We start from the raw sequence: 21,381 nt of genomic DNA, 5'->3' as shown, positions 1-21,381 counted from the left end.
ATAGTTCGACATCGTACAATATGATACGAAATCGAACTATATCAAGTCTCTTTTTTGTTTTTCGATCATGCAGTCATCGCTCAGGAGGGCGATGGAAATGACCACTAAAGCGTTGGCATTCATCATTTTTGTCGCCTAGTCTGACGAAACATCGGGGAGAGGATGCTCATGCGGGGCCAATTCAGACTGGGCGTTGATATCGGCGGAACCTTTACCGACGTTGTGTTGGAGAAGGATGATTCGCAGTTTTCAACCAAGGTCCTGACCACATATGCCGCGCCTGAAGATGCCATCATTGACGGGATGCATCAGGTGTGCGCCAGGGCTGATATTGACCCATCACAGATTGCACAGATCATTCATGGGACCACGCTTGCAACAAACGCCCTGATCGAACGGCGCGGCGCGAAGACTGCCTTGATCACGACCGAAGGTTTCCGTGATGTGATCGAGATACGCACCGAAAGCCGGTTTGAGCAATACGATCTGAACCTGACCTTGCCAGAGCCGCTGTTGCCGCGTCAGCATCGGTTCACTTTGTCCGAACGGGTGGATGCAAGCGGCAATGTACTCATCCCTCTTGAACGGGATGAGATCGCGGCGCTTGTGGATCGGATCCGATCCTACGGTTTTGAAAGTATCGCGGTTGGTTTCATCCATGCCTATCTGAACGATGCGCATGAGAAACAGGTGCGCGATGTGCTGGCCGCGCAGATGCCTGATGTGATGGTGTCGCTTTCGTCCGAAGTCTCCCCGCAGATGCGTGAATATGAGCGGTTCAACACCACCGTCGCCAACGCCTATATCAAGCCGCTGATGAAATCTTATCTTGGGCGGCTAAAGGGGCGGTTGGCGTATGCGGGTGCGGATTGCCCCGTTTTCCTGATGCATTCCGGCGGTGGGATCATAAGCCTCGAAAGCGCTGCAGAGTTCCCCGTGCGGCTGGTCGAATCCGGGCCCGCCGGTGGGGCGGTTTTTGCTGCGGACATCGCTGCGCGTTATGAGCTGGATAAGGTGCTGAGCTTCGATATGGGCGGTACAACAGCCAAGATTTGCCTGATCAAGAGCCAGACGCCCAAGACCGCCCGGGTGTTCGAAGTCGCCCGCACCTATCGGTTCAAGAAGGGTTCCGGCATGCCGATCTCAATCCCCGTGATTGATATGGTCGAGATCGGGGCGGGGGGCGGCAGCCTCGCGCATGTGGATGCGCTGCGCCAGATCAGGGTCGGGCCGGAAAGTGCGGGGTCAGAGCCGGGGCCCGCCTGTTACGGGCGCGGGGGCGACAGGCCTGCTGTCACCGATGCCGACCTGCTGCTGGGCAAGTTGGATCCTGAGAATTTCGCGGGTGGGTCGATCCCGCTTGATCCTGGCGCGTCTCAAACGGCGCTGGGCGCGTTGGGCGAACCGTTGCAGATGGATGCGCAAACGGCGGCTTATGGCGTGGCCGAGGTGGTGGATGAAAACATGGCCAATGCGGCGCGGGTCCACGCGGTGGAAAATGGTGAGGACCTTGCAGATTACACGATGATCGCCTTTGGCGGCGCGGCCCCGCTCCATGCGGGGCGGCTTTGCGAAAAGCTGGGGATGAGCAGGCTCTTGGTGCCGACCGGGGCTGGCGTCGGATCAGCCATCGGGTTTCTGCGGGCGCCGTTCAGCTTTGAGGCGACTCGGAGCGTCTATATGAAGCTGTCGGATTTCGCGCTGGACACGGTCAAAACCCTGCTGGAGGACCTGCAGACCGAGGCGGCGGGATTTGTACGGACCTGTGACGCGCAGGCGCCAATCCGTTCCGAATACAAGGTCTATATGCGCTATACCGGGCAGGGCTGGGAAATTCCGATCAGCCTGACGGTGGATCAGGCGAGGACCCCGGATGCGGCAACTTTTCAGACGCTGTTCGAGGCGGACTATACGGCGCTGTTCGGGCGGACAGTTGCAGGGATGGATATCGAAATCACCGTCTGGGCGGTGAATGCGACGACGGATGCGGCCCCGCCCATGGAGCTCGACCCCACACCTGCTGCGAAAAGTGCCAATAGGCACGCTGAGCGCACCTTGTTTGACCCCGCTTCTGGTGAGATGCGCCAGGCCGCCGTCATTTTGCGAGACGGGCTCCTTCCCGGTCAGACCATCAATGGTCCCGCCTTGATCACAGAGGATGAGACGACGATTGTCATCCCCACCAGTCGCACCGCGATTGCCCGCCCCGACGGCACCATCGACATCACAGAGGTTGCGCCATGAGCAGTGTCGCCTATCAGGTCATGTGGAACCGCCTGATCTCAGTCGTGGAGGAGCAGGCACAGGCGCTGGTGCGCACGGCGTTTTCGACCTCCGTCCGTGAAGCCGGCGATCTTTCGGCGGGCGTCTACAACGCGGCTGGGCTGATGCTGGCTCAGGCCGTGACCGGCACACCGGGCCATGTCAACGCGATGGCCGATGCGGTTGCCCATTTCATCCGCCGGATTGGCCGCGAGAACATCCATGAGGGCGATGTCTACATCACCAATGACCCGTGGGAGGGGACGGGGCATCTGCATGACATCACCGTCGTCACCCCGTCATTTCACAACGGCGACCATGTCGGGTTCTTTGCCTGCACGGCCCATGTGGTCGATATCGGCGGGCGTGGCTTTGGGGCCGATGCGGCAAGCGTTTATGAAGAGGGGCTTTACATCCCCATCATGAAATTCGCGGATCGCGGCGCGGTCAACGAAACCCTGATCCACATTGTGCGCGGCAATGTGCGCGAGCCGGATCAGGTGGTGGGCGACATGTTTGCGCTAGCCAGTTGCAACGAGATTGGCCAGCGGCGGTTGGCCGAGATGATGGATGAGTTCGGTCTGGATGATCTCGAGGGGATCGGAGACTTTATCCTCGACAATTCGCGGCGCGCGACGGAAGAGCGGATCGCTGCGCTGCCTCAGAAAGCGGCTAGCGGCGGCATGAGGATCGACGGGTTTGACCAGCCGATTGATCTGAAGGTGAAAATTGCAGTGGAGCCGGACAAGATCATCTGCGATTTCGCCGGAACCTCGCCCGTGGACAAAAAGGGCATCAATGTCCCGCTCGTTTATACCAAGGCCTATGCCTGCTACGCCCTGAAATGTGCTATTGCGCCGGAGATTCCTAACAACGCAGCGTCGCTGGCGCCGTTCGAGGTGACGGCGCCCGAAGGCAGCATCGTGAATGCGACCCATCCTGCGCCTGTCGCGCTGCGCCATGTGATTGGGCATATGATCCCCGATACCGTCTTTGATGCGCTGGACAAGATCCTGCCGCAGACCGTGCCCGCTGAAGGGGCGGGATGCCTTTGTAACTTCCAAGTCAGTCTGCGGCCCGTCCCGGGGCGCCATGGCCAGCGGGCCGAGGTGCTGACCTTCAACTCAGGAGGGGCGGGGGCGCGGCCCACGGTCGATGGGCTCAACGCCACGGCCTTCCCGTCAGGTGTGATGACCATGCCGATTGAAGCCACCGAACACACCGGCCCCGTCGTCATCTGGAGCAAAGAGTTGCGCCCGGATAGCGGCGGTGCTGGGCAGTTCCGGGGTGGTCTGGGGCAGTTTATGGAAGTGGGTGCCACCGAAGGCCATGAGTTCGACTTCTCTGCCATGTTCGACCGGGTCGATCACCCGGCGCGCGGTCGGCAAGGCGGTGCGGATGGTGCGCCGACGATGATTGCGCAGGATGACGGCACGCCCATGCGCGGCAAAGGCAAGCAGTTTGTGGGAACTGGGCGCCGCGTGTTGCTCGCCTTTCCGGGCGGCGCGGGCTACGGGGTGCCTGAGGACCGTGACCCTGACTTGATCAAACGCGATCTTGCGCGCGGCTATATTTCCGCCGAAGCTGCAATGCATGATTACGGGCTGAGCGCCGAAGATGTGGCGGCGGTGCAGGCCCTGGTCGCGCGGGGAGAAAGTGAATGACCCAAGCACCCAGCCAATCCAGCTATGATGTGGTCATCGTCGGTGGGGCAATGTTCGGGTCGTCGGTTGCGTGGTTTCTGACGGATAATCCGGATTTCGACGGGTCGATCCTGGTGGTGGAACGGGACCCGACCTATGAATTCGCCTCCACCTCGCACACGAATTCCTGCATGCGCCAGCAGTTCAGTGCAGAGATCAACGTGAAGGTGTCGCAATTCGCGGCGGAATACGTGAAGAACTTTCGCACCTTTATGGGCGACGACCCGCGTGTGCCGCATCCGCGTCTGCAAAGCTATGGATACATGTATCTGGCGGATAACGACGATTTCGCCGCGACTTTGCGCGAAAGCCAACGGATACAAGCCGCGTGCGGCGCAGGCACGAAACACATGACGCGGGACGAGATTGCCGCCGCCTATCCTTTCTACAACCTAGATGACATCATCGCGGCGAACCATAATCTGGTCGATGAAGGATATTTTGACGGTGCGACACTGTTCGACTGGTGGAAACGCGCCGCCCGCGAACGGGGCGTTGAGTACCTGACGAATGAAGTCATCGCGATGAACCGGAATGCCGCCAATAGCCGTGTGGAAAGCGTGATCCTGAAATCGGGAGAGGTGGTCAGCTGTGGGACCGTCGTCAATGCGTCGGGTCCACGTGCGGTGCTGACATCTCGGATGGCCGGGATCGAAATCCCAGTCGAGCCGCGCAAGCGCTATACCTTTATCTTTGAAGCGGAGAATCCGCTCGACCGTGATCTGCCGCTGACCATTGACCCGTCCGGCGTACATATGCGGACCGATGGCACATACTACCTTGCAGGTTGTCCGCCGGACGAGGACCCGGCGGTTGAATATGATGATTTCGTACAGGATCATTCACTTTGGGAAAACAAGGTGTGGCCCGTCCTCGCCACACGCATCCCGCAATTTGAGGCGATCAAGCTACGCAATTCGTGGGTCGGGCATTATGCCTATAACACGTTCGACCAGAACGCGATTTTGGGGCCGCATACTGAGGTCGAGAACTTCATTTTCGTTAACGGCTTTTCAGGCCACGGCTTTCAGCAATCCCCCGCAATGGGGCGCGGCACGGCAGAGTGGATCACCCATGGCACCTACCGCTCGCTTGATCTGACGCCCTTTCACTATGACCGGATCGAGAAGGGCGCGAAATTCGTGGAAAAGGCCGTGATATGAAGATGCCAGAAAACGCTTTTCTCCATGCGCTGCGCAATGGTGAGAAACAAGTCGGGCTGTGGGTGAGCATGGCCAGCAATTACGCCGCCGAAGTGACTGCGGGAGCCGGCTATGACTGGCTGGTGGTTGATATGGAGCATAGCCCCGGCAGTGTCGAAACGACGCTGAGCCAGTTACAGGCCATCGCACCCTATCCAGGCACGGCGATCGTGCGGACCCCTTGGAATGACCCCGTGATGGTCAAGCGGCTGTTGGATATCGGCGCGCAAGGCATGCTGTTTCCGATGGTCCAGACGGCGCAAGAGGCGGAGGCAGCCGTCGCGGCGACACGCTATCCGCCTGACGGCATCCGTGGTGTTGCGGGCTCGATGCGCGGTAGCCGGTTTGGCCGGATCGACGATTACTATGCCAAGGTAAACGACGAGACTGCTGTCATCGTGCAAGTTGAAACCTTGTCAGCCCTGCAGCAAGCGGAAGACATTTCAGGCGTTAAAGGTGTTGATGGCATCTTCTTTGGCCCGGCTGATATTGCGGCCGATATGGGTCTCATTGGCCAGCCGATGCATGAAGAGGTTTGGGCGGTGATCGTCCCCGTCGCACGTGCATTGATGGCGCGCGGTATGCCGGTGGGCACGTTGGTTACGGACCCGGACTTTGCCACCACGCTCTTGACCGAGGGTTTCACATTTGTCGCCTGCGGAACGGATACAGGGCTTCTGAGGAAGGCTACGGATGAATTGCTGGCGCAGATGCGGCAGGGAATAAAGGAAGAATGATGAAAAAACTGGTGTTGACGGGTGCTGCGGGACGGCTTGGATCATATTTGCGCGAACCGCTGACGAGGATGTGCGAGACGCTGGTCTCTACCGACCTCGCCGATGACATTGGCACGCTTTACCCGGGCGAGACCTATGTCAAAGCCGACCTTGCCGATCTGAGCGCTGTTGAAGGCTTCATGGAAGGCGCTGACATGGTGATCCATTTCGGGGCCATTGCTGATGAAGCCCCGTGGGAGGATATCCTGCACTCCAACATCATCGGCGCCTACAATGTGTGGGAGGCTGCCCATCGCCACGGCGTCAAACGTGTCGTCTATGCCAGTTCCGTCCACGCGGTGGGCATGCATAAAAAGACCGACACAATTGGGCTGGACGCGCCGCATCGTCCGGACACGTATTACGGCCTCGCGAAGTGTTTTGCCGAGGATCTGGCCAGCCTTTACTGGGACAAGCGCGGGATTGAGGCGGTGTGTTTGCGGATATTCTCCTGCGCGCCTGCCACAAATGCGCGCAGCATTGGCACGTGGCTGTCTTATGACGACATGATCCATCTGGTCGAACGGTCCATCGACAGCCCCGTGGTTGGTTTTACCATCGTCTACGGCATCTCGAACAATGACCGGGCGGTGGTGGACAATAGCAAGGCGGGCCATCTGGGATACAGGCCCAAGGACAATGCCGAAACCTTCGCTAAGAAGGTGTTTGCTGACACGCCGCCGCTCGACAACAAGGACCTTGGCAACCTCTGTATCGGTGGTCCATTCGCGACCGTCGAACTGGGGAATTCCGGTGTTGCCGCGCTGAACATCGTGGATGATCGGAAGGAGACTTAGGGCCGCAAGTTTAGCTTTGCGGAGCCTCTTCTTGCCGCGCGCCGTGGATCAGCCCCCATTGCCCCAGCGCGTCTAGCACGGGGATCAGTGTCCGTCCGTAAGCGCTGTAGCTGCAGACCATATGCGGGACGCCATCGCGCGTCTCTTCCTGCCGATCAATGATCCCGTCATCCTGCAGTTGTTGAAGCTGTTCGGTCAGCACTTTGGCCGAGACACCGGGCAAGGTGCGTTTGAGTTCGTTGAAGTGATGGGGCCTGTCGCGCAATAGCCAAAGGATGCGGGTCTTCCATTTGCCTGAGACAGCCTTGAGCGCCGTCAGGGCCGGACAGTGGAAGAGTTTGGCATCTGGGCCAGTCACCATTTTGTAACCTCTTGCGTGGCTGCGGCGTCGTGTTGATGTCTCTATCGAAAGGATAACAGATGACAACACCAACGCTCTTTGAATGGATCGGCGGCGCAGCGGTTTTGCGCGCGCTGACCGAGGATTTCTACACCCGTGTCAAAGCGGATACGCTGCTTGCCCCTGTCTTTGCCAAGATGGGCGAAGATCATCCTGCCCATGTGGCGGCGTTTATTGGCGAAGTGTTCGGCGGGCCGAAGGTTTACAGTGAACAGCATGGCGGGCATCCGGAGATGATCCGTCATCATCTGAAGCGTCACCTGACAGAGGCGCAGCGGCGGCGCTGGATCAACCTGCTCTTGGATGCTTATGAGGCATCGGATGCCCCGGATGATCCGGAATTTGCCTCAGCCCTTGTGGCTTATCTGGAATGGGGCTCGCGGTTGGCGGTGATGAATTCGCAGCCGGGCGCAAATGTGAATGAGCAGGCACCGATGCCGCAATGGGGCTGGGGCGAAACCGGCGGGCCATATCAGCCATAGGGGGATGCGATGATTGTGGAATACCTGAGATACGAGATTGATGCGGAACGGCAGGATCAGTTTGTTGCTGACTATCGTGCAGCTTCGGAACCGCTTTTGGCCTCGCCCTATGCGACGTCATTTGAGATGTGCCAATGTGTCGAAGATCCCAGCCAGTTCACGCTGAGGATTGCCTGGACGTCAGCCGACGATCATCTGAAAAGGTTTCGTGGCAGCGCGGAGTTCCGGGAGTTTTTCGGCCATATCAAGCCCTATCTAGGCGATATCAAAGAGATGCGGCATTACACGCAACTGATCTAGCGCTGTTTTGCTGGTTGGCCGACATACATGCCCGCAAGGATCAGGGCGACACCAATGATGCGCGCCCATGGGCTGCCCGGCGCGCCCATGATAAGGTCAAGCAGCACGCCAGAGATCATTTGACCGGCAATGATCAGCATGGCGGTTTGCGCGGCCCCGATCCGTGGGATCAGCCAGCTGCCCGCGGCGATGAAGATCACACCGACAGGCCCGCCGAGCCAGGCCCACCAGGGGGCGGCAAGCGGCTCACCCGCGAACAGGCCGCCGACAAGCAGGGCGGCGAGGGTGATGAAACCCAGACCCACGATGTGGTTCCAGAAGGACGATTCCATCGCCGAGGTAGAGAGCGCCAGCCGCCCATTGATTTGCCGGCTGAGCGAGACGAGTACGCCTGCCAGCACGGCCAGTGCTGCAAAAAGGATCACGCGCTGCCCCCGAAAAAGATCAGGATCAGGCTGCCCGTGAGGATCAGCGACAGCGCGGCATAGTCACGTGCGCTGGGCAGCCGCTTGGGCAAGCCAAAAAGTCCGCGCATGTCGGCAAAAAGGCTAAAAAACACCTGACCTGCAAGGCCAAGTGCAATGGTGCCGGAAAGCGCCAGAGCGGTATTCATGGTGGCCGAGGTCAGCATCACTGTAACCCCGCCTGACACCCCGCCCAGATAGGCCCAAAGCGGCGGGCGGGTCGCCGAGACCCGTTTCGGACGCAGGATGAGCAAAAGAAGGAGCGCGGCAAATGTCCCCGTCAGATGCGGCACCCAGGAGGCAAAGAAAAGCGAGCCGTGAACCGCCAGTGTCCCGTTGAACAGGATCATCAACGTCAAAAGCCCGCCTGCACCGAATGCGGCGGCGAAGTGGTAAAGGCGCGGCGCTGGAACAGATGCAGTGGACATGAAGCTCGTGTCTCACGCCTTGCAGTGCGGTTGCAATAGTGATCGCAACCTCCACACCCGGCAAATCATTGGGTGGTCCTTGCCTTTACCGGACTGAGCGATGTCAATCAAAAGAGGTCGGCAAGATGCTATGAATTGATTTGCCGGTCGATGCCATGGACGGACTTCTCATGCCATGTCAAACGAGGTCAGTTATGCAACGCGCAGTGATGATGATCCTCAAGTTCCTCGCCGCGATCGCGGCGACTGGGGTGCTGCTCTTTGCCTTCGGCTATCTTGCGACGATGGGTGAGTATGGGGTGCGCCAAACTGTGGCCGAAGACCCGTCACTTCCAAGTGTCGAATTGAACGGCGCGCTTTTTCACGCGCAGGATTTTGGCGATCCGTCTCAGCCGACAGTGATCGTCGTCCATGGCGGACCTGGCGGTGATCACCGCGCGCTTCTTCCGCTGCAGGCTCTCGAAGACTGGTATCATGTTGTTTTCTACGATCAGCGTGGCTCCGGGCTGTCGGCGCGTGTCTCTGCCGAACAGCTGAACCTTGATACCTTCGTGGCTGACCTTGATGCAATTGTTGCGCTCTACGGCCGGGGGCAACCTGTCCATCTGATTGGTCATTCCTGGGGTGGGGGGCTGGCGGCGATCTATACTGCGCGCCATCCTCAGAAAGTTGATCGCCTGGTTTTGGCTGAACCCGTCCCTTTGACACCAAGAATGGCGGAGGCCGCTGGCATCGTCTATGGCGCCTCGCTGGATCCGGAGATACTGCTTTCTGGGTTGCGCTTTTGGTTTCAATCGCTGCATGTCGATGGATCGGACAGCCATGCGCGGAGTGACTACCTTTTCACGCGGATGGCTCCCCGCGCCAATCCTGAACACCATTGCAGCGGCGCGATGAACTCGCCCGATACAGCGATGTGGCGTATGGGCACCTTGGCCATTCAAAGCGTGATGGCGTCCATTTTGGATGAAGAGGGGCGTCTACAAAGTGGCCTTTTGGACGGTATCGGCAACTATGCCGATGAGGTAATTCTTCTTGTGGGGGATTGCAGCTCCTTGATCGGGCCAGCGTTTCAGGAACAGCAGATGATGCTTTTTCCTGCTGCGCGCATGGCTGTAATCGAAGAGGCTGGCCATATGATGTTCATTGATCAGCCTGCTGCAAGTGTTGCTGCCATCCGTGCGTTTCTTGCTGCCGATCAATAGGAGTACCCGCTGCGATCAAGCCAATCCATGGGTTCTTGCACTTAGCCTTTTCGGCTGGCCTGCAATTGCTGCTGTTGCCGGATCGCACCGAAATGCTGCGCCTTCTTGGCAGGGCGTGAGGCTTTGATGTGGCGTAGCTGGTGAACGAGCTTGCGGTCCGAGCCGGGCAGGCGACGGACGGAATGGGCCACGACCCATCCGGGAAGCTCTTCGACCGCGAGGGCATGAAGTGCCAGCCGCTTTTCGCGCACAGTCAGGTCTTCATATGGCAGGCTGCTGCGCTTTTTGCGCGTCAGGTCAATGGCTAACGCAATGAGATGGGGCGCGTCTGTATCGTCGGGCGGAGCAGTGATCGCCCGCTGGTATGCAGCGGGCAGGCCCGTTTCAAGATCGCGAAAGCGACGCATCGCAACCATGTGCAAGAAAATGCAAACGACGGTCACACTCATTAACAAAACACTAACACCGACAGTCAAAATTAGTCCTTATCACTGCTCCTAAACCGGTGATATCGTTCGCATAAGGTGATAATTAGACGAAATATGTTCATTCTCGGTGTTTTTCGAAGACGCCGCCTTTGTGACGCCGCGACCATCGCCGATCAGGCGTTGACACACGCAAATTCCTGTCTATAAGCCGCGCATTCATTGGTGTTGGTGGCCCTCGCAAGAGGAAACCTGTCGCCCCGGCAAAATCCGGGGAGGAGGACAACGCCCTTCGACATAAACAGAAGGAGATCAGCCGTGACCAAACGCACTGCTGCCAAGTACAAAATTGATCGCCGTATGGGCGAAAACATCTGGGGTCGCCCCAAATCCCCCGTTAACCGCCGCGAATATGCGCCCGGCCAGCATGGCCAGCGCCGGAAGGGCAAGCTGAGCGATTTTGGCATCCAGCTGCGCGCCAAGCAAAAGCTCAAGGGTTACTACGGCGACCTGACCGAGAAGCAATTCCGCCGCATCTATGCCGAGGCTGAGCGGGTCAAAGGCGATACTGGTGAAAACCTGATCGGTCTGTTGGAGCGTCGTCTGGACGCCGTGGTCTACCGCGCGAAATTCGTGCCAACCATCTTTGCGGCTCGTCAGTTCGTGAACCACGGCCATGTCACCGTAAACGGCAAGAAGGTGAACATCCCTTCCTACCGCGTCAACGAGGGCGATGTGATCGCCGTGCGCGACAAGTCCAAACAGTTGGAAATCGTGCTCGTGGCCAGCCAGTTGCCAGAGCGTGACGTGCCAGATTACATGGAAGTCGATCACTCAAAAATGGCGGCGACCTTCGTGCGGACTCCAGGCTTGGGCGATGTGCCTTACCCGGTTACGATGGAACCCAACCTAGTCGTCGAATTTTACGCAAAGAACTGATCCGACCGGACCACAGTTTCGAAAGGCCGCATGTCCCATGCGGCCTTTTTTGTTTTACTGCCGTGTCTCTGCCCATGCGCTGCTATTTGCGCAGAGGCTTGAAGGCTTGTGATTTGGATCGTCTTTCAGCCGGAGCGTTGTGCGTGACGCAAGAAATGCCAGAACGGCAAAGAACCCCAGTGTGCCAAATGCAAGCATCGCCATGAGAGAACCCATTGGTGTTTTCCTTCTATTTGAACGGTTGCGGTTAATATTGCCTTCGATACGCAGCGACGTGGTCGTTGGATCTGCAAAATCCAATGTTTTCAATGGCATAAAAATGAACACTTGCGGAAAGCCGCGATAGATCAAGGCGTTATCATCGCTGTGTCAAGCCGTCGCAGGGTCAGTAGAAGAGCACCAGAACGCCCAGAAAATAGAGGCCAAGCCCGACCCAACCGAAGCTCGCGGCGAGTATTGCAAGGCCAAAGAGCACGGCCATGACACAGCCCAGTTCGAAATAGGATTTCATCCGGTCCTGTGATTTGAGCCGCGCGACCTCATCATGCAGATCACGCCGGAAGACGCGCGACATCACGTAGGCGGTGATGTTCATCCCCGCCTTGCCCAGACCTTGTAATTCTGGTGGCCTCCCTGACATGCGCGTACAGTATCAAGTCTGCGGTTCTGTTCCAAGCAAAACGGGTGCAAGTTGCTGCCCAATGCCCGCATTTTCATTTCTTCTGAACTCGCCTATCACTCTCCCCAACACAGGGAGATGAAAGGCGCATTGCATGACTTCGCAGGTTTACGGCCGCATTGAAGGCCATATCGTCATGATTGGTTTCGGCTCGATCGGGAAGGGCACGCTGCCGCTGATCCAGCGCCATTTTGATTATGATCCTGACAAATTCAGCGTGATTGATCCCGATCCAAACAGTGCCGCATTTCTGTCGGAGTCGGGCATCACGCATCATCAGGTGGCGCTGACCCCAGAGAACTATCGCGACGTGCTGCGCGCACGTTTTCCTGATGGCAAAGGGTTCTGCGTGAACCTGTCGGTTGATACATCCTCGCTCGATCTTATGAAGTTCTGCCGCGAGTTGGGCGTACTTTACATCGATACGGTGGTTGAGCCCTGGGCAGGTTTTTACTTTGACACAACCGATAATGCGGCACGCACCAACTACGCCTTGCGTAAGGCCGTGCGCGATGAAAAGGCTGCGAACCCAGGTGGCACCACGGCAGTGAGCTGCTGTGGCGCCAATCCCGGCATGGTTAGCTGGTTCGTCAAGGAAGGGCTGATGACCCTGGTCCGTGATCTGGGCCGGGACGATCCGATCCCGCAGGATCGCGCGGGGTGGGGCAGGCTCATGCAGTCGCTGGGCGTCAAGGGTGTGCATATTGCCGAGCGTGATACGCAGGCCCGTTACAAGCCGCGCCCACGCGATGTGTTTGTGAATACCTGGTCGGTGGAGGGGTTCATTGCCGAAGGGTTCCAACCGGCAGAGCTTGGCTGGGGTACGCATGAGACATGGATGCCCGACAATGCGCATGGCCATGAAGCCGGTTGTCAGGCGGCGATCTGGATGGAGCGCCCGGGGGCGATCACCCGCGTGCATACCTGGTGCCCGACGCCGGGGCCGCAATTCGGATTTCTGGTGACCCACAACGAATCTATCAGCATCGCCGACTATTTCACGGTCGGCGACCCCGCGAAGCCTGAGTTTCGCCCCACCTGTCACTACGCCTATCACCCCTGCGACGACGCGGTGCTGAGCCTGCATGAGATGTTCGGAGCGGGTGTGCAGCAGAAGGTGCATGAGATCCTGGACGTCGATGAGATTGTCACCGGCATCGATGAGCTGGGCGTGCTGCTCTACGGACACGAAAAGAACGCGCTCTGGTTTGGGTCACGGCTGTCGAATGAAGAGACAAAGGCGCTGGCGCCTTATCAGAATGCGACGGGTCTTCAGGTGACCTCTGCCGTACTGGCGGGCATGGTCTGGGCGCTGGAAAACCCCGAAGCCGGGATTGTTGAGACCGATGAGATGGACCATGTGCGCTGTCTTGAGGTGCAGACACCGTATCTTGGCCCGGTCGAGGCGCATTACACGGATTGGACACCGCTGCAGGACCGGTGGGAGCATTTCCCCGAAGACATCGACGAAAGCGATCCGTGGCAATTCAGGAACGTGTTGGCGACCTAATCAGAACGTGGCGGCTGATGCGCTGGAGCAAAGTGGCCGGCGGCGCGGCTGGACATTCGCTGTTTCGGAGCGGCCAATTGTGACATAACATCGGGGGCTTCGCATCCTCGAAGGAACGCGGTCATGTATGTTGGGGCGCTCACTGACCAGTTGCGTGTCGTGTGCGCATTTGAAGAGGAACTAGCAACTGACCGCGCATCGGACGCCGCCATGGCCTGCCGTCAATACATTTTCAAATTGGCTTGAGAGTAAGGGAATACGCAAATGAGATTCGTAATCGATTTGAGTGTCGCTCTCCGCCTGATCGAGGAGCGCGCGAAAATCCCGCCCCAAAACAGCCTCGTCGCCCCGACATTGCTAAGGTCGCAGATCCTGTCTGAACTCTTCGCGGCCGTCGAGGGCAAGGAATTCGATCGCCGAGAAGCGAATGCGCGTCTCAATCACATGAGGGCGCTGAAGATCCGATTTTTGGGGGATCGCGTTCTCCAGCAGGTTGCCTGGGATGTGGCCGACGCGCTTGGCTGGGACGATACGTTTCAGGCGGAATACGTTGCTCTGACCAAATTGCAGGCGGACGCCTTTGTCACGCTCCAAGACCCCTTGCAACGCGTGTTGGAAGGGGTGGTGCCGTTGGGATCGTTTGATGATCTATTCGCTTGACGCGGTTTTCATGGACGATAGCAGAAGGAATGCATCATGTTGAAAGGAACGTGCCACTGCGGTCAAGTCAACTGGACGCTGGATGACGACCCCGAGTCGATCACGGCCTGTAACTGCACGACTTGCAGACGCTACGGCGCGCTGTGGGCCTATGGCTACGTCGGCCACAGCGTTCATGTGGCCGGACAGACGGAAACCTATCGGCGCAAGGACGGCGGGACGATTGCATATCACTTCTGTCCTACCTGCGGCTGTCTGACCCACTACGTCGAGAATGCGGACAGCAAGACCGGCAAAAGCTGGACAGGTGTCAACACGCGCATGTGCGACCCCGCCGCGATCAGCGCGCTGCCGATCGATCATTTCGACGGGCTTAAGAGCTTTGACGACCTGCCGCGCGACGGGCGGACGGTGGCGGATATGTGGTTTTGATTATCGGACCAACTCTGCCGCGCTCGAAAGGCGGATCAATGTCACCCACGTCCGTCTTGCCGGCCACCGGATCAAAGGCGTTTGACGATTTCGGCTGAAATTGTTCAGTCGGACGGGGGTGCCGCGTCCAGCATCCGCAACGCTTTATGGTCCGGTGCCGTCCGGGCGTGCTGCCGTCACTTCAACCTCAACAAAGAATTCGGGGCGGGTGAAGCCTGTGACGATCAGCAATGTGGAGGCTGGCAAGACGTCGCGCGGACCAAGCCAGGCATCGCGCGCGGCCATGTAATCGGGCATGTGTGCACGGTCGGTGACATAGGCGGCGATGCGGATCACGTCGTCTGGTCCCATGCCCGCTTCGGCAAGGATGGCAGCGCAATTCTCAAAGCAAAGCGCGGCTTGCGCCCGCGCGTCTGCGGGCACGGACCCATCCGCTGCCAGCGGCAATTGACCTGATGTCATCGCAATGCGCCAGCCCGCGGGCACAGCGATGCCATGCGCGTATCGCCCAAAGGGTGCGGCAATCGTTGCCGGGTTCAGCGGGGTCAGCGCCATATCCTTGCTCCTCTTGTCCGTCGTCGCGCGCACCTGTCTTATCTGTCCAATGATTGCATCAGCAATGGCTGATGAATGATCACCTGCACAGATTTTCAGCAGAAGGGTGGCTCTGTCGCCTACCATTTGTGCGGCTCAGGCGTTAACCTTTTGTAAACCAGTCCTGCACTTGTGCCCTAACGTCACCCTGTCTTGTCTTGGGGCATCATTACCAGGGGATTGTTATGACAAAACGCGTCACTTCTGCCTGTGCCGCATCGGCCATCCTGTTTGGCCTGGCGACACAAGCATCTTCACAGGAACTCACACCGGTCACCTTCGGCACCAACTGGGTCGCCCAGGCCGAGCATGGCGGGTTCTACCAATCTGTTGCCGATGGCACCTATGAAGCATGCGGCCTTGACGTGACGATCCTGCCCGGCGGGCCGCAGGTGAACAACCAGGCGCTGATGCTAGCAGGCCGGATCGATTTCTATATGGGCGGGCATCTGGACGCTTACTTTGCGGTGCAAGAGGGACTGCCCATCGTCAATGTCATGGCGTCTTTCCAGAAAGACCCGCAGGTTCTGATGACACATCCAGGAAAGGTCGACAGCTTTGCAGGCATGCAAGAGGCCGATCTGACGATGATCGTGCAGGACGCGGCAACCTATTATGAATGGATGAAGGCCGCTTATGCCTTCACTGATGAAGTGCGCCAGCCCTACACCTTTAACTCCGCACCGTTCCTGGCGAACGAAGACAGTGCGCAACAGGGATATCTGTCGTCCGAGCCCTTCGCGATCCTGCAGGAAACCGGGATCGAAGTGGATGTCTGGCTGATCGCCGATGCTGGCTATGATGCCTATTCCACGACAATCCAGACCAAGCAGGAGGTGCTGGACGAACAGCCGGAGGTCGTCAGATGCTTTGTCGAAAGCTCTATTCTGGGGTGGTACAACTATCTTTATGGGGACAACAGCGCAGCCAATGAACTGATCTTGTCGGACAACCCCGACATGACGCAGGACAAGATCGATTTTGCCATCGAAGCGATGATCGAAAACGGGATCGTCGATAGCGGCGATACGTTAGAGTTGGGTATTGGCGCGATGACCGCTGAACGCTCCGAGTCGTTTTATAACGACATGGTAGAAGCTGGCGTCTTGCCCGCGGGGCTGGAATTCACCAAGGCCTATGATCTGACCTACATCAATCAGGGCTTGGGGCTTGAACTGCGACCGGAGTAAGCTGCCAGCATGCCTGTTGCCCCGTTAGGAGACCGCGCCCCGATCCTGCATATGCGCGAGGTTGACAAGACCTTCAGCGGGCAGGTCGTGGCGTTGCGCCGCATGTCATTGCAAGTCAATGAGGGCGATTTCATCTCGCTTCTGGGGCCGTCGGGCTGTGGGAAATCCACGGCCCTGCGTCTGATCGCGGGGCTGATGCCACCAACGATGGGCCGGATTGAGTGGGAGGCGGGTGCCGGTGCGGATGACATTGGTGTGGTGTTTCAGGAACCCACGCTGATGCCTTGGGCGACGGTCGAAAAGAACGTGTTTCTGCCGTTCCGTTTGCGGGGGCAGCGGTTTCCTGCGGTACGCGACCGGATTCACGAGGTGCTGGCGCTTGTGGGCCTGGAGAAATTCGGCAAGAGCTACCCCCGCGAATTGTCCGGCGGCATGAAGATGCGCGTGTCCATCGCGCGGGCCATTGCGACCAATCCGCGGCTGATCCTGATGGACGAGCCCTTTGCCGCATTAGATGAAATCACGCGCCAGAAGCTGAATGATGATCTGTTGGCGCTCAAGGCCAGCACTGGGGCGACGGTCATCTTTGTCACCCATTCGGTCTTTGAAAGCGTGTTCCTGTCGGACCGCATCCTTGTCATGGCCGCGCGCCCTGGACGCGTCATTTCGGAAATCGAGGTCACCGCACCTTATCCGCGCGGCCTCGAATGGCGCACATCGGCGAAATATGGCGAGGTTGCGCGGCAGACGTCAGATGCGCTCAACGGCGCGCTTCATCCGGTCGGAGGTTTGGTCGCATGACAATCAGCACAGATACCGAGACCGCAAAGCATGTGGCGCACGACAAGGGCCCTATGTATGACGCTGATGAGGAGCGACGCGCGCGGCGCAAGCGCAATGAAGAGATCGCGAAATACGTGATCCCGGTCGTTGTGATGTCGCTGGCCATCTGGTTCTGGGACAGGCTGGTGGTCTGGAACGAGATCGAGCCCTACATCCTGCCGCGGCCCGGTCTGGTTCTGTCGACCCTGATCGAAGATTGGGGGACCTTGTCATCGTCTCTGTTGGTGACATTGCAGATCACGGGGCTGGCTTTGCTTGTCGCGGTTGTGGGTGGCGTTGGCCTCGCGGTGCTGTTCTCGCTGTCACGCTTTGCAGAGATGTCGTTTTCACCCTTCGCGGTGATCCTGCAGGTGACGCCGATTGTCTCGATTGCGCCGCTGATCTTCATTTACGTGGAAAGTCGGCTGATCGGGTTGCTGCTGTGCGCCTGGATTGTCGCGTTCTTTCCGATCCTAGCCAACACCACGCTGGGGCTGAAATCGGCGGACCATAACCTGCGCGATCTGTTCACGATCTACCGGGCGACCCGTTGGCAGCGTCTGGTGCATCTGCAATTACCTTCGGCGCTGCCTTACTTCCTTGGCGGGTTGAAGATTGCTGGAGGGCTGGCGCTGATTGGTGCCGTTGTTGCCGAATATGTGGCAGGCACGGGCGGGATCGGATCGGGCCTTGCCTTCCGTATTCTCGAAGCGGGTTACCGGCTGCAGATCCCGCGTATGTTTGCGGCCCTCATCCTGATCGCGGTCACCGGTGTGATCATCTATGCAACAACCTCACTGATCGCGCATTTCGCGCTTCGCAAGTGGCACGAATCCGCGTTGAAAAGAGAGTAAGTCATGCCACTGCCGACAATACCCGATGGCCCGGTGCAACTGGACAATCTGCGCTTGCCCGCTGCCTGCTTAGGTGCGGGGCAGGGGTTGGTAGAGACCACATTGACCCTGGCTAGTGGGCAGATTGTGGATGCAGCTCAAGGCGCGGCACAGGTCGATATGCGCGGCGCCATAGCGTTCCCTGCCTTTGTCGACATGCACACACATCTCGACAAAGGCCATATCTGGCCGCGCAATCCCAACCCCGATGGCAGTTTCGAAGGCGCCTTAGGGGCCGTGCGCCGCGATACGGCGGCGAATTGGTCGGCCCCGGATGTAAGGGCGCGCATGGAGTTCTCGCTCCGTTGTGCTTACGCGCATGGGACACGCGCGATCCGCACGCATCTGGACAGCCATGCGCCGCAGGATGCGATCAGTTGGGGGGTCTTCCCGGAAGTGCGCGCGGCATGGGCAGACAAGATTGATCTGCAGGCGGTTTGCCTTGTCGCCTGCGATTACGCGCTGACCGATGAATTTGTGACCACTGCCGATCTGGTTGCAGGAGCTGATGGTGTCCTTGGCATGGTCACCTATCCGGGCGCCGACCTGCAGGCACAGCTTGATACCTTCTTCGCGGCAGCCGAGGCGCGCGGTTTGGCCGCCGACTTTCATGTTGATGAGACGATGGACCCGACCGTCAACACCCTGCGCGACATCGCCCAGACCGTCATTGATCGTGGCTTTGATCAGCCGGTCGTCGTGGGCCATCTCTGTTCGCTTTCGGTGATGGACGAAGCGGAGGCGCTGCATACGCTGGATGTCGTCGCACGCGCCGGGCTACATGTCGTCAGCCTGCCCATGTGCAACATGTATCTGCAAGACCGCCATGCCGCGCGGACCCCGCGCAATCGGGGGATTACGCTGGTGCATGAAATGGTGGCACGCGGCATCCCGGTCAGCTTTGCCTCTGATAACACCCGCGATCCGTTCTATGCTTATGGCGACATGGATATGCTGGAGGTCATGCGCGAGGCGACCCGAATCGGCCATCTGGACCATTCCGTTGTCGATTGGACGCGCGCCTATCTGCAGAACCCGGCCACCGCCTGCGGTTTCGCGCCGCCCAGCCTCAAACCCGGCGCACCTGACGATCTGGTCATCTGCAATGCCCGCAGCTGGACGGAGCTTTTCGCCCGTCCGCAATCTGACCGGATCGTGATCCGGGGCGGTCAACAAATCGACCGCACCTTGCCCGATTACGCCGAACTCGATCACCTGATGGAGACAGCATGAACATCGCCGCCGCAATCGCCGCCCTGACAGAGATGGGCATCGAAACCGACACAAACCCGGCCAGCGTGAAGGCCAAAAGCCGGGATTTCTTCTGGTACTCGCCCGTGCTCAAGGACCGCCTAGACCACGTTGTCGCCGATTTCGTGGCGACGCCAAAGAACGAGGCGGAGGTCATTTCCATCCTCAAAACCTGTTACGCGCATGACGTCCCTGTCACGACGCGCGGAACCGGCACGGGCAATTACGGGCAGGCCATGCCGCTCGCGGGTGGGTGTATCCTGCATCTGAACCAGATGAACGCGGTCAAGGAAATCCATCCCGGTCGCGTGATCTGTGAGCCCGGTGTCCTGCTGAAAGACCTTGATGCGGCCTGTAACGAGACAGGGCAGGAAATCCGGATGTATTCGTCCACCTGGGCGACGGCGACGATTGGCGGGTTCATCGCGGGCGGCTCTGGCGGGATCGGGTCGGTGCGCTGGGGCAGCTTGCGTGACCCCGGCAACATCATCCGTCTGCGGGTGGCGACGATGGAGGCGGAGCCGCGAACGCTCGAGATCACTGGCGACGACCTGCACCGCGTCAGCCATGCCTATGGGACCAACGGGATCATCACCGAAATCGAAATCCCACTGGCTCCGGCTTATGAGTGGAAGGGGATCTTCCTTGCGTTCTCGGATTTCGACGAAGCGTTGCAATATAGCTATGATCTCGCCTCGTGCGACGGGTTGCTGATCAAACTCGCCACCGTGTTTGAGGCGCCCATCGCCAAGGATTATTTCCAGCGTGTGGCTCCGCATGTCGAAGACGCCGACGCGCTAGTGGCGCTGATGATCGCCCCCCATGCAATGCCGGGATGGGAGACCTTTACCAAGGGCTATCCCGGTGCCCGCACGATCTATGTGCAAGGTGAAACCGACTGGCCGCGCGACCCCGGCCTCGTCTTTGAATACGGTTGGAACCACACGACCTTGCGCGCGCTCAAAGTCGACCCATCGATCACCTATCTGCAAATTGCCTATGGCACAGACGACCCCATCGCGCTGGTTAAGGCCGTCAAAGAGCGGCTGAGCCCCGAGGTGCTGCAGCATATTGAAGTGACCCGGATGAACGGCAAAGTGGCCATGGGCGGCCTGACGCTGGTGAAGTTCACCACCGAAGAGCGCCTCGACGAAATTATCGCCATCCATGAACAGATGGGGGCGATGAACTTCAACCCACACCGCTACACGCTGGAGGAAGGCGGGCGGCAGTCGGTCGATGAGCGGCAATTGGATTTCAAGCGCGAGGCTGATCCAAAGGGTCTTCTGAACCCCGGCAAGATGATCGCCTGGGACGACCCCAACTGGTCCTATGACCGTATGTATGCCTGGCCCGGTCTGCAACCGAAGACAGCGGCAGAATAGATGGCCCGAGCCTTTGTCGTTTTTGCCCATCCTGTTCCGGAAAGCCTAAATGCTGCGGCGCATCAGGTCGTGGTGGACACGCTGACGGAAAGGGGGTGGGAGGTTGATGATTGCGACCTTTACGCCGAAGGGTTCGACCCGGTTCTCAGCCGGCAAGAGCGTGAGAATTACCACGACACAACGATTAATTGCGGTCCCGTGCAGCCTTACGTTGACCGGCTGCGCGCGGCGGATGCCTTCATCCTGTGCCATCCGATCTGGAACTTTGGCTATCCGGCGATCCTGAAGGGCTTCTTTGACAGGGTGATGCTCCCAGGCGTAGCCTTTGATCTGCAAGACGGCAAGATCTCGGCGTGTCTCAACAACATCCGCAAGATCGCTGCAGTGACAACCTATGGCGCGACACCGATGCGGGCGTTCCTCGCGGGTGATCCGCCGAAACGGCTGTTCAAACGGGCCGTCTGGGGCACAATCAGGCCTGAAAAGATGCGCTACATCGCGCAATATGACATGAATAACATCACGCCCGCTGGCTGTACCGCGTATCTGGCCCGGGTCAAAAGGGAAATGGAGGCATTCTGA

At 58.8% G+C, this 21,381-nt stretch carries 25 protein-coding genes; 18 read left to right on the top strand and 7 right to left on the bottom strand.

Annotated elements, in window-relative coordinates:
• The first annotated feature begins 168 nt into the window (after window positions 1–168).
• The 5 genes from SLH47_RS15790 to SLH47_RS15770 are packed head-to-tail and all read left to right on the top strand — an operon-like array spanning window position 169 to window position 6,740.
• Window positions 169–2,244: a hydantoinase/oxoprolinase family protein gene (locus SLH47_RS15790; RefSeq protein ID WP_320240605.1), complete on the top strand. Its 2,076-nt coding sequence runs from the start codon at window positions 169–171 to the stop codon at window positions 2,242–2,244.
• Window positions 2,241–3,926: a hydantoinase B/oxoprolinase family protein gene (locus SLH47_RS15785; RefSeq protein ID WP_320240603.1), complete on the top strand. Its 1,686-nt coding sequence runs from the start codon at window positions 2,241–2,243 to the stop codon at window positions 3,924–3,926. Before SLH47_RS15790 ends, SLH47_RS15785 begins: the two co-directional genes overlap by 4 nt.
• The gene (locus SLH47_RS15780; RefSeq protein ID WP_320240601.1) at window positions 3,923–5,128 is read left to right on the top strand and encodes an FAD-binding oxidoreductase; all 1,206 of its coding nucleotides are present in this window, start codon (window positions 3,923–3,925) and stop codon (window positions 5,126–5,128) included. The genes SLH47_RS15785 and SLH47_RS15780 overlap by 4 nt, the downstream gene beginning before the upstream one ends.
• On the top strand, window positions 5,125–5,904 hold the full coding sequence (locus tag SLH47_RS15775; protein WP_320240599.1) for an HpcH/HpaI aldolase/citrate lyase family protein: 780 nt from the start codon (window positions 5,125–5,127) through the stop codon (window positions 5,902–5,904). Before SLH47_RS15780 ends, SLH47_RS15775 begins: the two co-directional genes overlap by 4 nt.
• Entirely contained in the window at window positions 5,904–6,740 is an 837-nt protein-coding gene (locus SLH47_RS15770; protein WP_320240598.1) for an NAD(P)-dependent oxidoreductase, read from the top strand. The genes SLH47_RS15775 and SLH47_RS15770 overlap by 1 nt, the downstream gene beginning before the upstream one ends.
• A gap of 10 nt (window positions 6,741–6,750) precedes the next feature.
• On the opposite strand, the gene SLH47_RS15765 is transcribed toward SLH47_RS15770, so the two are convergent.
• A complete protein-coding gene (locus tag SLH47_RS15765) occupies window positions 6,751–7,098 on the bottom strand; it encodes a helix-turn-helix domain-containing protein (RefSeq protein ID WP_320240597.1) in 348 nt (115 codons plus the stop codon).
• A gap of 62 nt (window positions 7,099–7,160) precedes the next feature.
• Between SLH47_RS15765 and SLH47_RS15760 the strand changes: the two genes are divergently transcribed.
• Window positions 7,161–7,622: a group II truncated hemoglobin gene (locus tag SLH47_RS15760; protein ID WP_320240596.1), complete on the top strand. Its 462-nt coding sequence runs from the start codon at window positions 7,161–7,163 to the stop codon at window positions 7,620–7,622.
• Window positions 7,623–7,631: 9 nt separating this feature from the next.
• Entirely contained in the window at window positions 7,632–7,922 is a 291-nt protein-coding gene (locus SLH47_RS15755) for a putative quinol monooxygenase (RefSeq protein ID WP_320240594.1), read from the top strand.
• Here SLH47_RS15755 and SLH47_RS15750 read toward each other — a convergent pair.
• Window positions 7,919–8,347, bottom strand: coding sequence for a DMT family transporter (locus tag SLH47_RS15750; RefSeq protein ID WP_320240593.1), 429 nt, complete (start codon window positions 8,345–8,347; stop codon window positions 7,919–7,921). The genes SLH47_RS15755 and SLH47_RS15750 overlap by 4 nt on opposite strands.
• Window positions 8,344–8,814, bottom strand: a complete 471-nt coding sequence (locus SLH47_RS15745) for a DMT family transporter (protein ID WP_320240592.1) — start codon at window positions 8,812–8,814, stop codon at window positions 8,344–8,346. Before SLH47_RS15745 ends, SLH47_RS15750 begins: the two co-directional genes overlap by 4 nt.
• A 194-nt stretch (window positions 8,815–9,008) precedes the next feature.
• Here SLH47_RS15745 and SLH47_RS15740 point away from each other — a divergent pair, with 194 nt between their 5' ends.
• Complete coding sequence (locus SLH47_RS15740) at window positions 9,009–10,019, top strand: alpha/beta hydrolase (RefSeq protein WP_320240591.1); 1,011 nt, start codon at window positions 9,009–9,011, stop codon at window positions 10,017–10,019.
• Window positions 10,020–10,060: 41 nt separating this feature from the next.
• Here the strand turns inward: SLH47_RS15740 and SLH47_RS15735 are convergent, their stop codons facing one another.
• Window positions 10,061–10,435, bottom strand: a complete 375-nt coding sequence (locus SLH47_RS15735; protein ID WP_320240589.1) for a hypothetical protein — start codon at window positions 10,433–10,435, stop codon at window positions 10,061–10,063.
• A 327-nt stretch (window positions 10,436–10,762) separates the two neighbouring features.
• Here SLH47_RS15735 and rpsD point away from each other — a divergent pair, with 327 nt between their 5' ends.
• A complete protein-coding gene (rpsD, locus tag SLH47_RS15730) occupies window positions 10,763–11,383 on the top strand; it encodes a 30S ribosomal protein S4 (protein WP_320240587.1) in 621 nt (206 codons plus the stop codon).
• 54 nt (window positions 11,384–11,437) lie between these two features.
• Here rpsD and SLH47_RS15725 read toward each other — a convergent pair whose 3' ends face one another.
• Both SLH47_RS15725 and SLH47_RS15720 read right to left on the bottom strand, forming a co-directional pair.
• Window positions 11,438–11,734 (bottom strand): hypothetical protein, encoded by a 297-nt coding sequence (locus SLH47_RS15725; protein WP_320240585.1) that lies wholly within the window; start codon window positions 11,732–11,734, stop codon window positions 11,438–11,440.
• Window positions 11,735–11,768: 34 nt separating this feature from the next.
• Window positions 11,769–12,023, bottom strand: a complete 255-nt coding sequence (locus tag SLH47_RS15720; RefSeq protein ID WP_320240583.1) for a hypothetical protein — start codon at window positions 12,021–12,023, stop codon at window positions 11,769–11,771.
• Window positions 12,024–12,156: 133 nt separating this feature from the next.
• Here SLH47_RS15720 and SLH47_RS15715 point away from each other — a divergent pair, with 133 nt between their 5' ends.
• From SLH47_RS15715 to SLH47_RS15705, 3 genes are all read left to right on the top strand, one after another.
• Window positions 12,157–13,572 (top strand): homospermidine synthase, encoded by a 1,416-nt coding sequence (locus SLH47_RS15715; protein ID WP_320240581.1) that lies wholly within the window; start codon window positions 12,157–12,159, stop codon window positions 13,570–13,572.
• A 264-nt stretch (window positions 13,573–13,836) separates the two neighbouring features.
• Window positions 13,837–14,232, top strand: a complete 396-nt coding sequence (locus SLH47_RS15710; protein WP_320240579.1) for a hypothetical protein — start codon at window positions 13,837–13,839, stop codon at window positions 14,230–14,232.
• A 36-nt stretch (window positions 14,233–14,268) separates the two neighbouring features.
• The gene (locus SLH47_RS15705; RefSeq protein ID WP_320240577.1) at window positions 14,269–14,664 is read left to right on the top strand and encodes a GFA family protein; all 396 of its coding nucleotides are present in this window, start codon (window positions 14,269–14,271) and stop codon (window positions 14,662–14,664) included.
• 144 nt (window positions 14,665–14,808) lie between these two features.
• Here SLH47_RS15705 and SLH47_RS15700 read toward each other — a convergent pair whose 3' ends face one another.
• Window positions 14,809–15,219: a RidA family protein gene (locus SLH47_RS15700; protein WP_320240576.1), complete on the bottom strand. Its 411-nt coding sequence runs from the start codon at window positions 15,217–15,219 to the stop codon at window positions 14,809–14,811.
• Between the two features lie 224 nt (window positions 15,220–15,443).
• Between SLH47_RS15700 and SLH47_RS15695 the strand changes: the two genes are divergently transcribed.
• Genes SLH47_RS15695 through SLH47_RS15670 form a run of 6 tightly spaced genes read left to right on the top strand, consistent with a single transcriptional unit; the run spans window position 15,444 to window position 21,381 of the window.
• Window positions 15,444–16,448 (top strand): ABC transporter substrate-binding protein, encoded by a 1,005-nt coding sequence (locus SLH47_RS15695; RefSeq protein WP_320240575.1) that lies wholly within the window; start codon window positions 15,444–15,446, stop codon window positions 16,446–16,448.
• A gap of 9 nt (window positions 16,449–16,457) precedes the next feature.
• Window positions 16,458–17,249, top strand: a complete 792-nt coding sequence (locus tag SLH47_RS15690; protein ID WP_320240573.1) for an ABC transporter ATP-binding protein — start codon at window positions 16,458–16,460, stop codon at window positions 17,247–17,249.
• Entirely contained in the window at window positions 17,246–18,124 is an 879-nt protein-coding gene (locus SLH47_RS15685; protein ID WP_320240572.1) for an ABC transporter permease, read from the top strand. Before SLH47_RS15690 ends, SLH47_RS15685 begins: the two co-directional genes overlap by 4 nt.
• A gap of 3 nt (window positions 18,125–18,127) precedes the next feature.
• Window positions 18,128–19,396: a cytosine deaminase gene (locus SLH47_RS15680; protein WP_320240571.1), complete on the top strand. Its 1,269-nt coding sequence runs from the start codon at window positions 18,128–18,130 to the stop codon at window positions 19,394–19,396.
• Window positions 19,393–20,799, top strand: coding sequence for an FAD-binding oxidoreductase (locus tag SLH47_RS15675; protein WP_320240570.1), 1,407 nt, complete (start codon window positions 19,393–19,395; stop codon window positions 20,797–20,799). Before SLH47_RS15680 ends, SLH47_RS15675 begins: the two co-directional genes overlap by 4 nt.
• A complete protein-coding gene (locus tag SLH47_RS15670; protein WP_320240568.1) occupies window positions 20,800–21,381 on the top strand; it encodes an NAD(P)H-dependent oxidoreductase in 582 nt (193 codons plus the stop codon).

This window comes from Cognatiyoonia sp. IB215182 (assembly GCF_033963905.1).
Lineage (GTDB): Bacteria > Pseudomonadota > Alphaproteobacteria > Rhodobacterales > Rhodobacteraceae > Yoonia.
This window is presented reverse-complemented; position numbering and strand designations above follow the sequence as displayed.

Bases quoted from the DNA above. Each gene is read 5' to 3' on its own strand.
- SLH47_RS15685 (WP_320240572.1), top strand. From the start codon at position 17,246: ATGACAATCAGCACAGATACCGAGACCGCAAAGCATGTGGCGCACGAC.
- SLH47_RS15755 (WP_320240594.1), top strand. From the start codon at position 7,632: ATGATTGTGGAATACCTGAGATACGAGATTGATGCGGAACGGCAGGAT.
- SLH47_RS15770 (WP_320240598.1), top strand. From the start codon at position 5,904: ATGAAAAAACTGGTGTTGACGGGTGCTGCGGGACGGCTTGGATCATAT.
- SLH47_RS15705 (WP_320240577.1), top strand. From the start codon at position 14,269: ATGTTGAAAGGAACGTGCCACTGCGGTCAAGTCAACTGGACGCTGGAT.
- SLH47_RS15695 (WP_320240575.1), top strand. From the start codon at position 15,444: ATGACAAAACGCGTCACTTCTGCCTGTGCCGCATCGGCCATCCTGTTT.
- SLH47_RS15735 (WP_320240589.1), bottom strand. From the start codon at position 10,435: ATGGTTGCGATGCGTCGCTTTCGCGATCTTGAAACGGGCCTGCCCGCT.
- SLH47_RS15780 (WP_320240601.1), top strand. From the start codon at position 3,923: ATGACCCAAGCACCCAGCCAATCCAGCTATGATGTGGTCATCGTCGGT.
- SLH47_RS15710 (WP_320240579.1), top strand. From the start codon at position 13,837: ATGAGATTCGTAATCGATTTGAGTGTCGCTCTCCGCCTGATCGAGGAG.
- SLH47_RS15775 (WP_320240599.1), top strand. From the start codon at position 5,125: ATGAAGATGCCAGAAAACGCTTTTCTCCATGCGCTGCGCAATGGTGAG.
- SLH47_RS15675 (WP_320240570.1), top strand. From the start codon at position 19,393: ATGAACATCGCCGCCGCAATCGCCGCCCTGACAGAGATGGGCATCGAA.
- SLH47_RS15790 (WP_320240605.1), top strand. From the start codon at position 169: ATGCGGGGCCAATTCAGACTGGGCGTTGATATCGGCGGAACCTTTACC.
- SLH47_RS15670 (WP_320240568.1), top strand. From the start codon at position 20,800: ATGGCCCGAGCCTTTGTCGTTTTTGCCCATCCTGTTCCGGAAAGCCTA.
- SLH47_RS15715 (WP_320240581.1), top strand. From the start codon at position 12,157: ATGACTTCGCAGGTTTACGGCCGCATTGAAGGCCATATCGTCATGATT.
- SLH47_RS15740 (WP_320240591.1), top strand. From the start codon at position 9,009: ATGCAACGCGCAGTGATGATGATCCTCAAGTTCCTCGCCGCGATCGCG.
- SLH47_RS15720 (WP_320240583.1), bottom strand. From the start codon at position 12,023: ATGTCAGGGAGGCCACCAGAATTACAAGGTCTGGGCAAGGCGGGGATG.
- SLH47_RS15690 (WP_320240573.1), top strand. From the start codon at position 16,458: ATGCCTGTTGCCCCGTTAGGAGACCGCGCCCCGATCCTGCATATGCGC.
- SLH47_RS15745 (WP_320240592.1), bottom strand. From the start codon at position 8,814: ATGTCCACTGCATCTGTTCCAGCGCCGCGCCTTTACCACTTCGCCGCC.
- SLH47_RS15785 (WP_320240603.1), top strand. From the start codon at position 2,241: ATGAGCAGTGTCGCCTATCAGGTCATGTGGAACCGCCTGATCTCAGTC.
- SLH47_RS15700 (WP_320240576.1), bottom strand. From the start codon at position 15,219: ATGGCGCTGACCCCGCTGAACCCGGCAACGATTGCCGCACCCTTTGGG.
- SLH47_RS15760 (WP_320240596.1), top strand. From the start codon at position 7,161: ATGACAACACCAACGCTCTTTGAATGGATCGGCGGCGCAGCGGTTTTG.
- SLH47_RS15680 (WP_320240571.1), top strand. From the start codon at position 18,128: ATGCCACTGCCGACAATACCCGATGGCCCGGTGCAACTGGACAATCTG.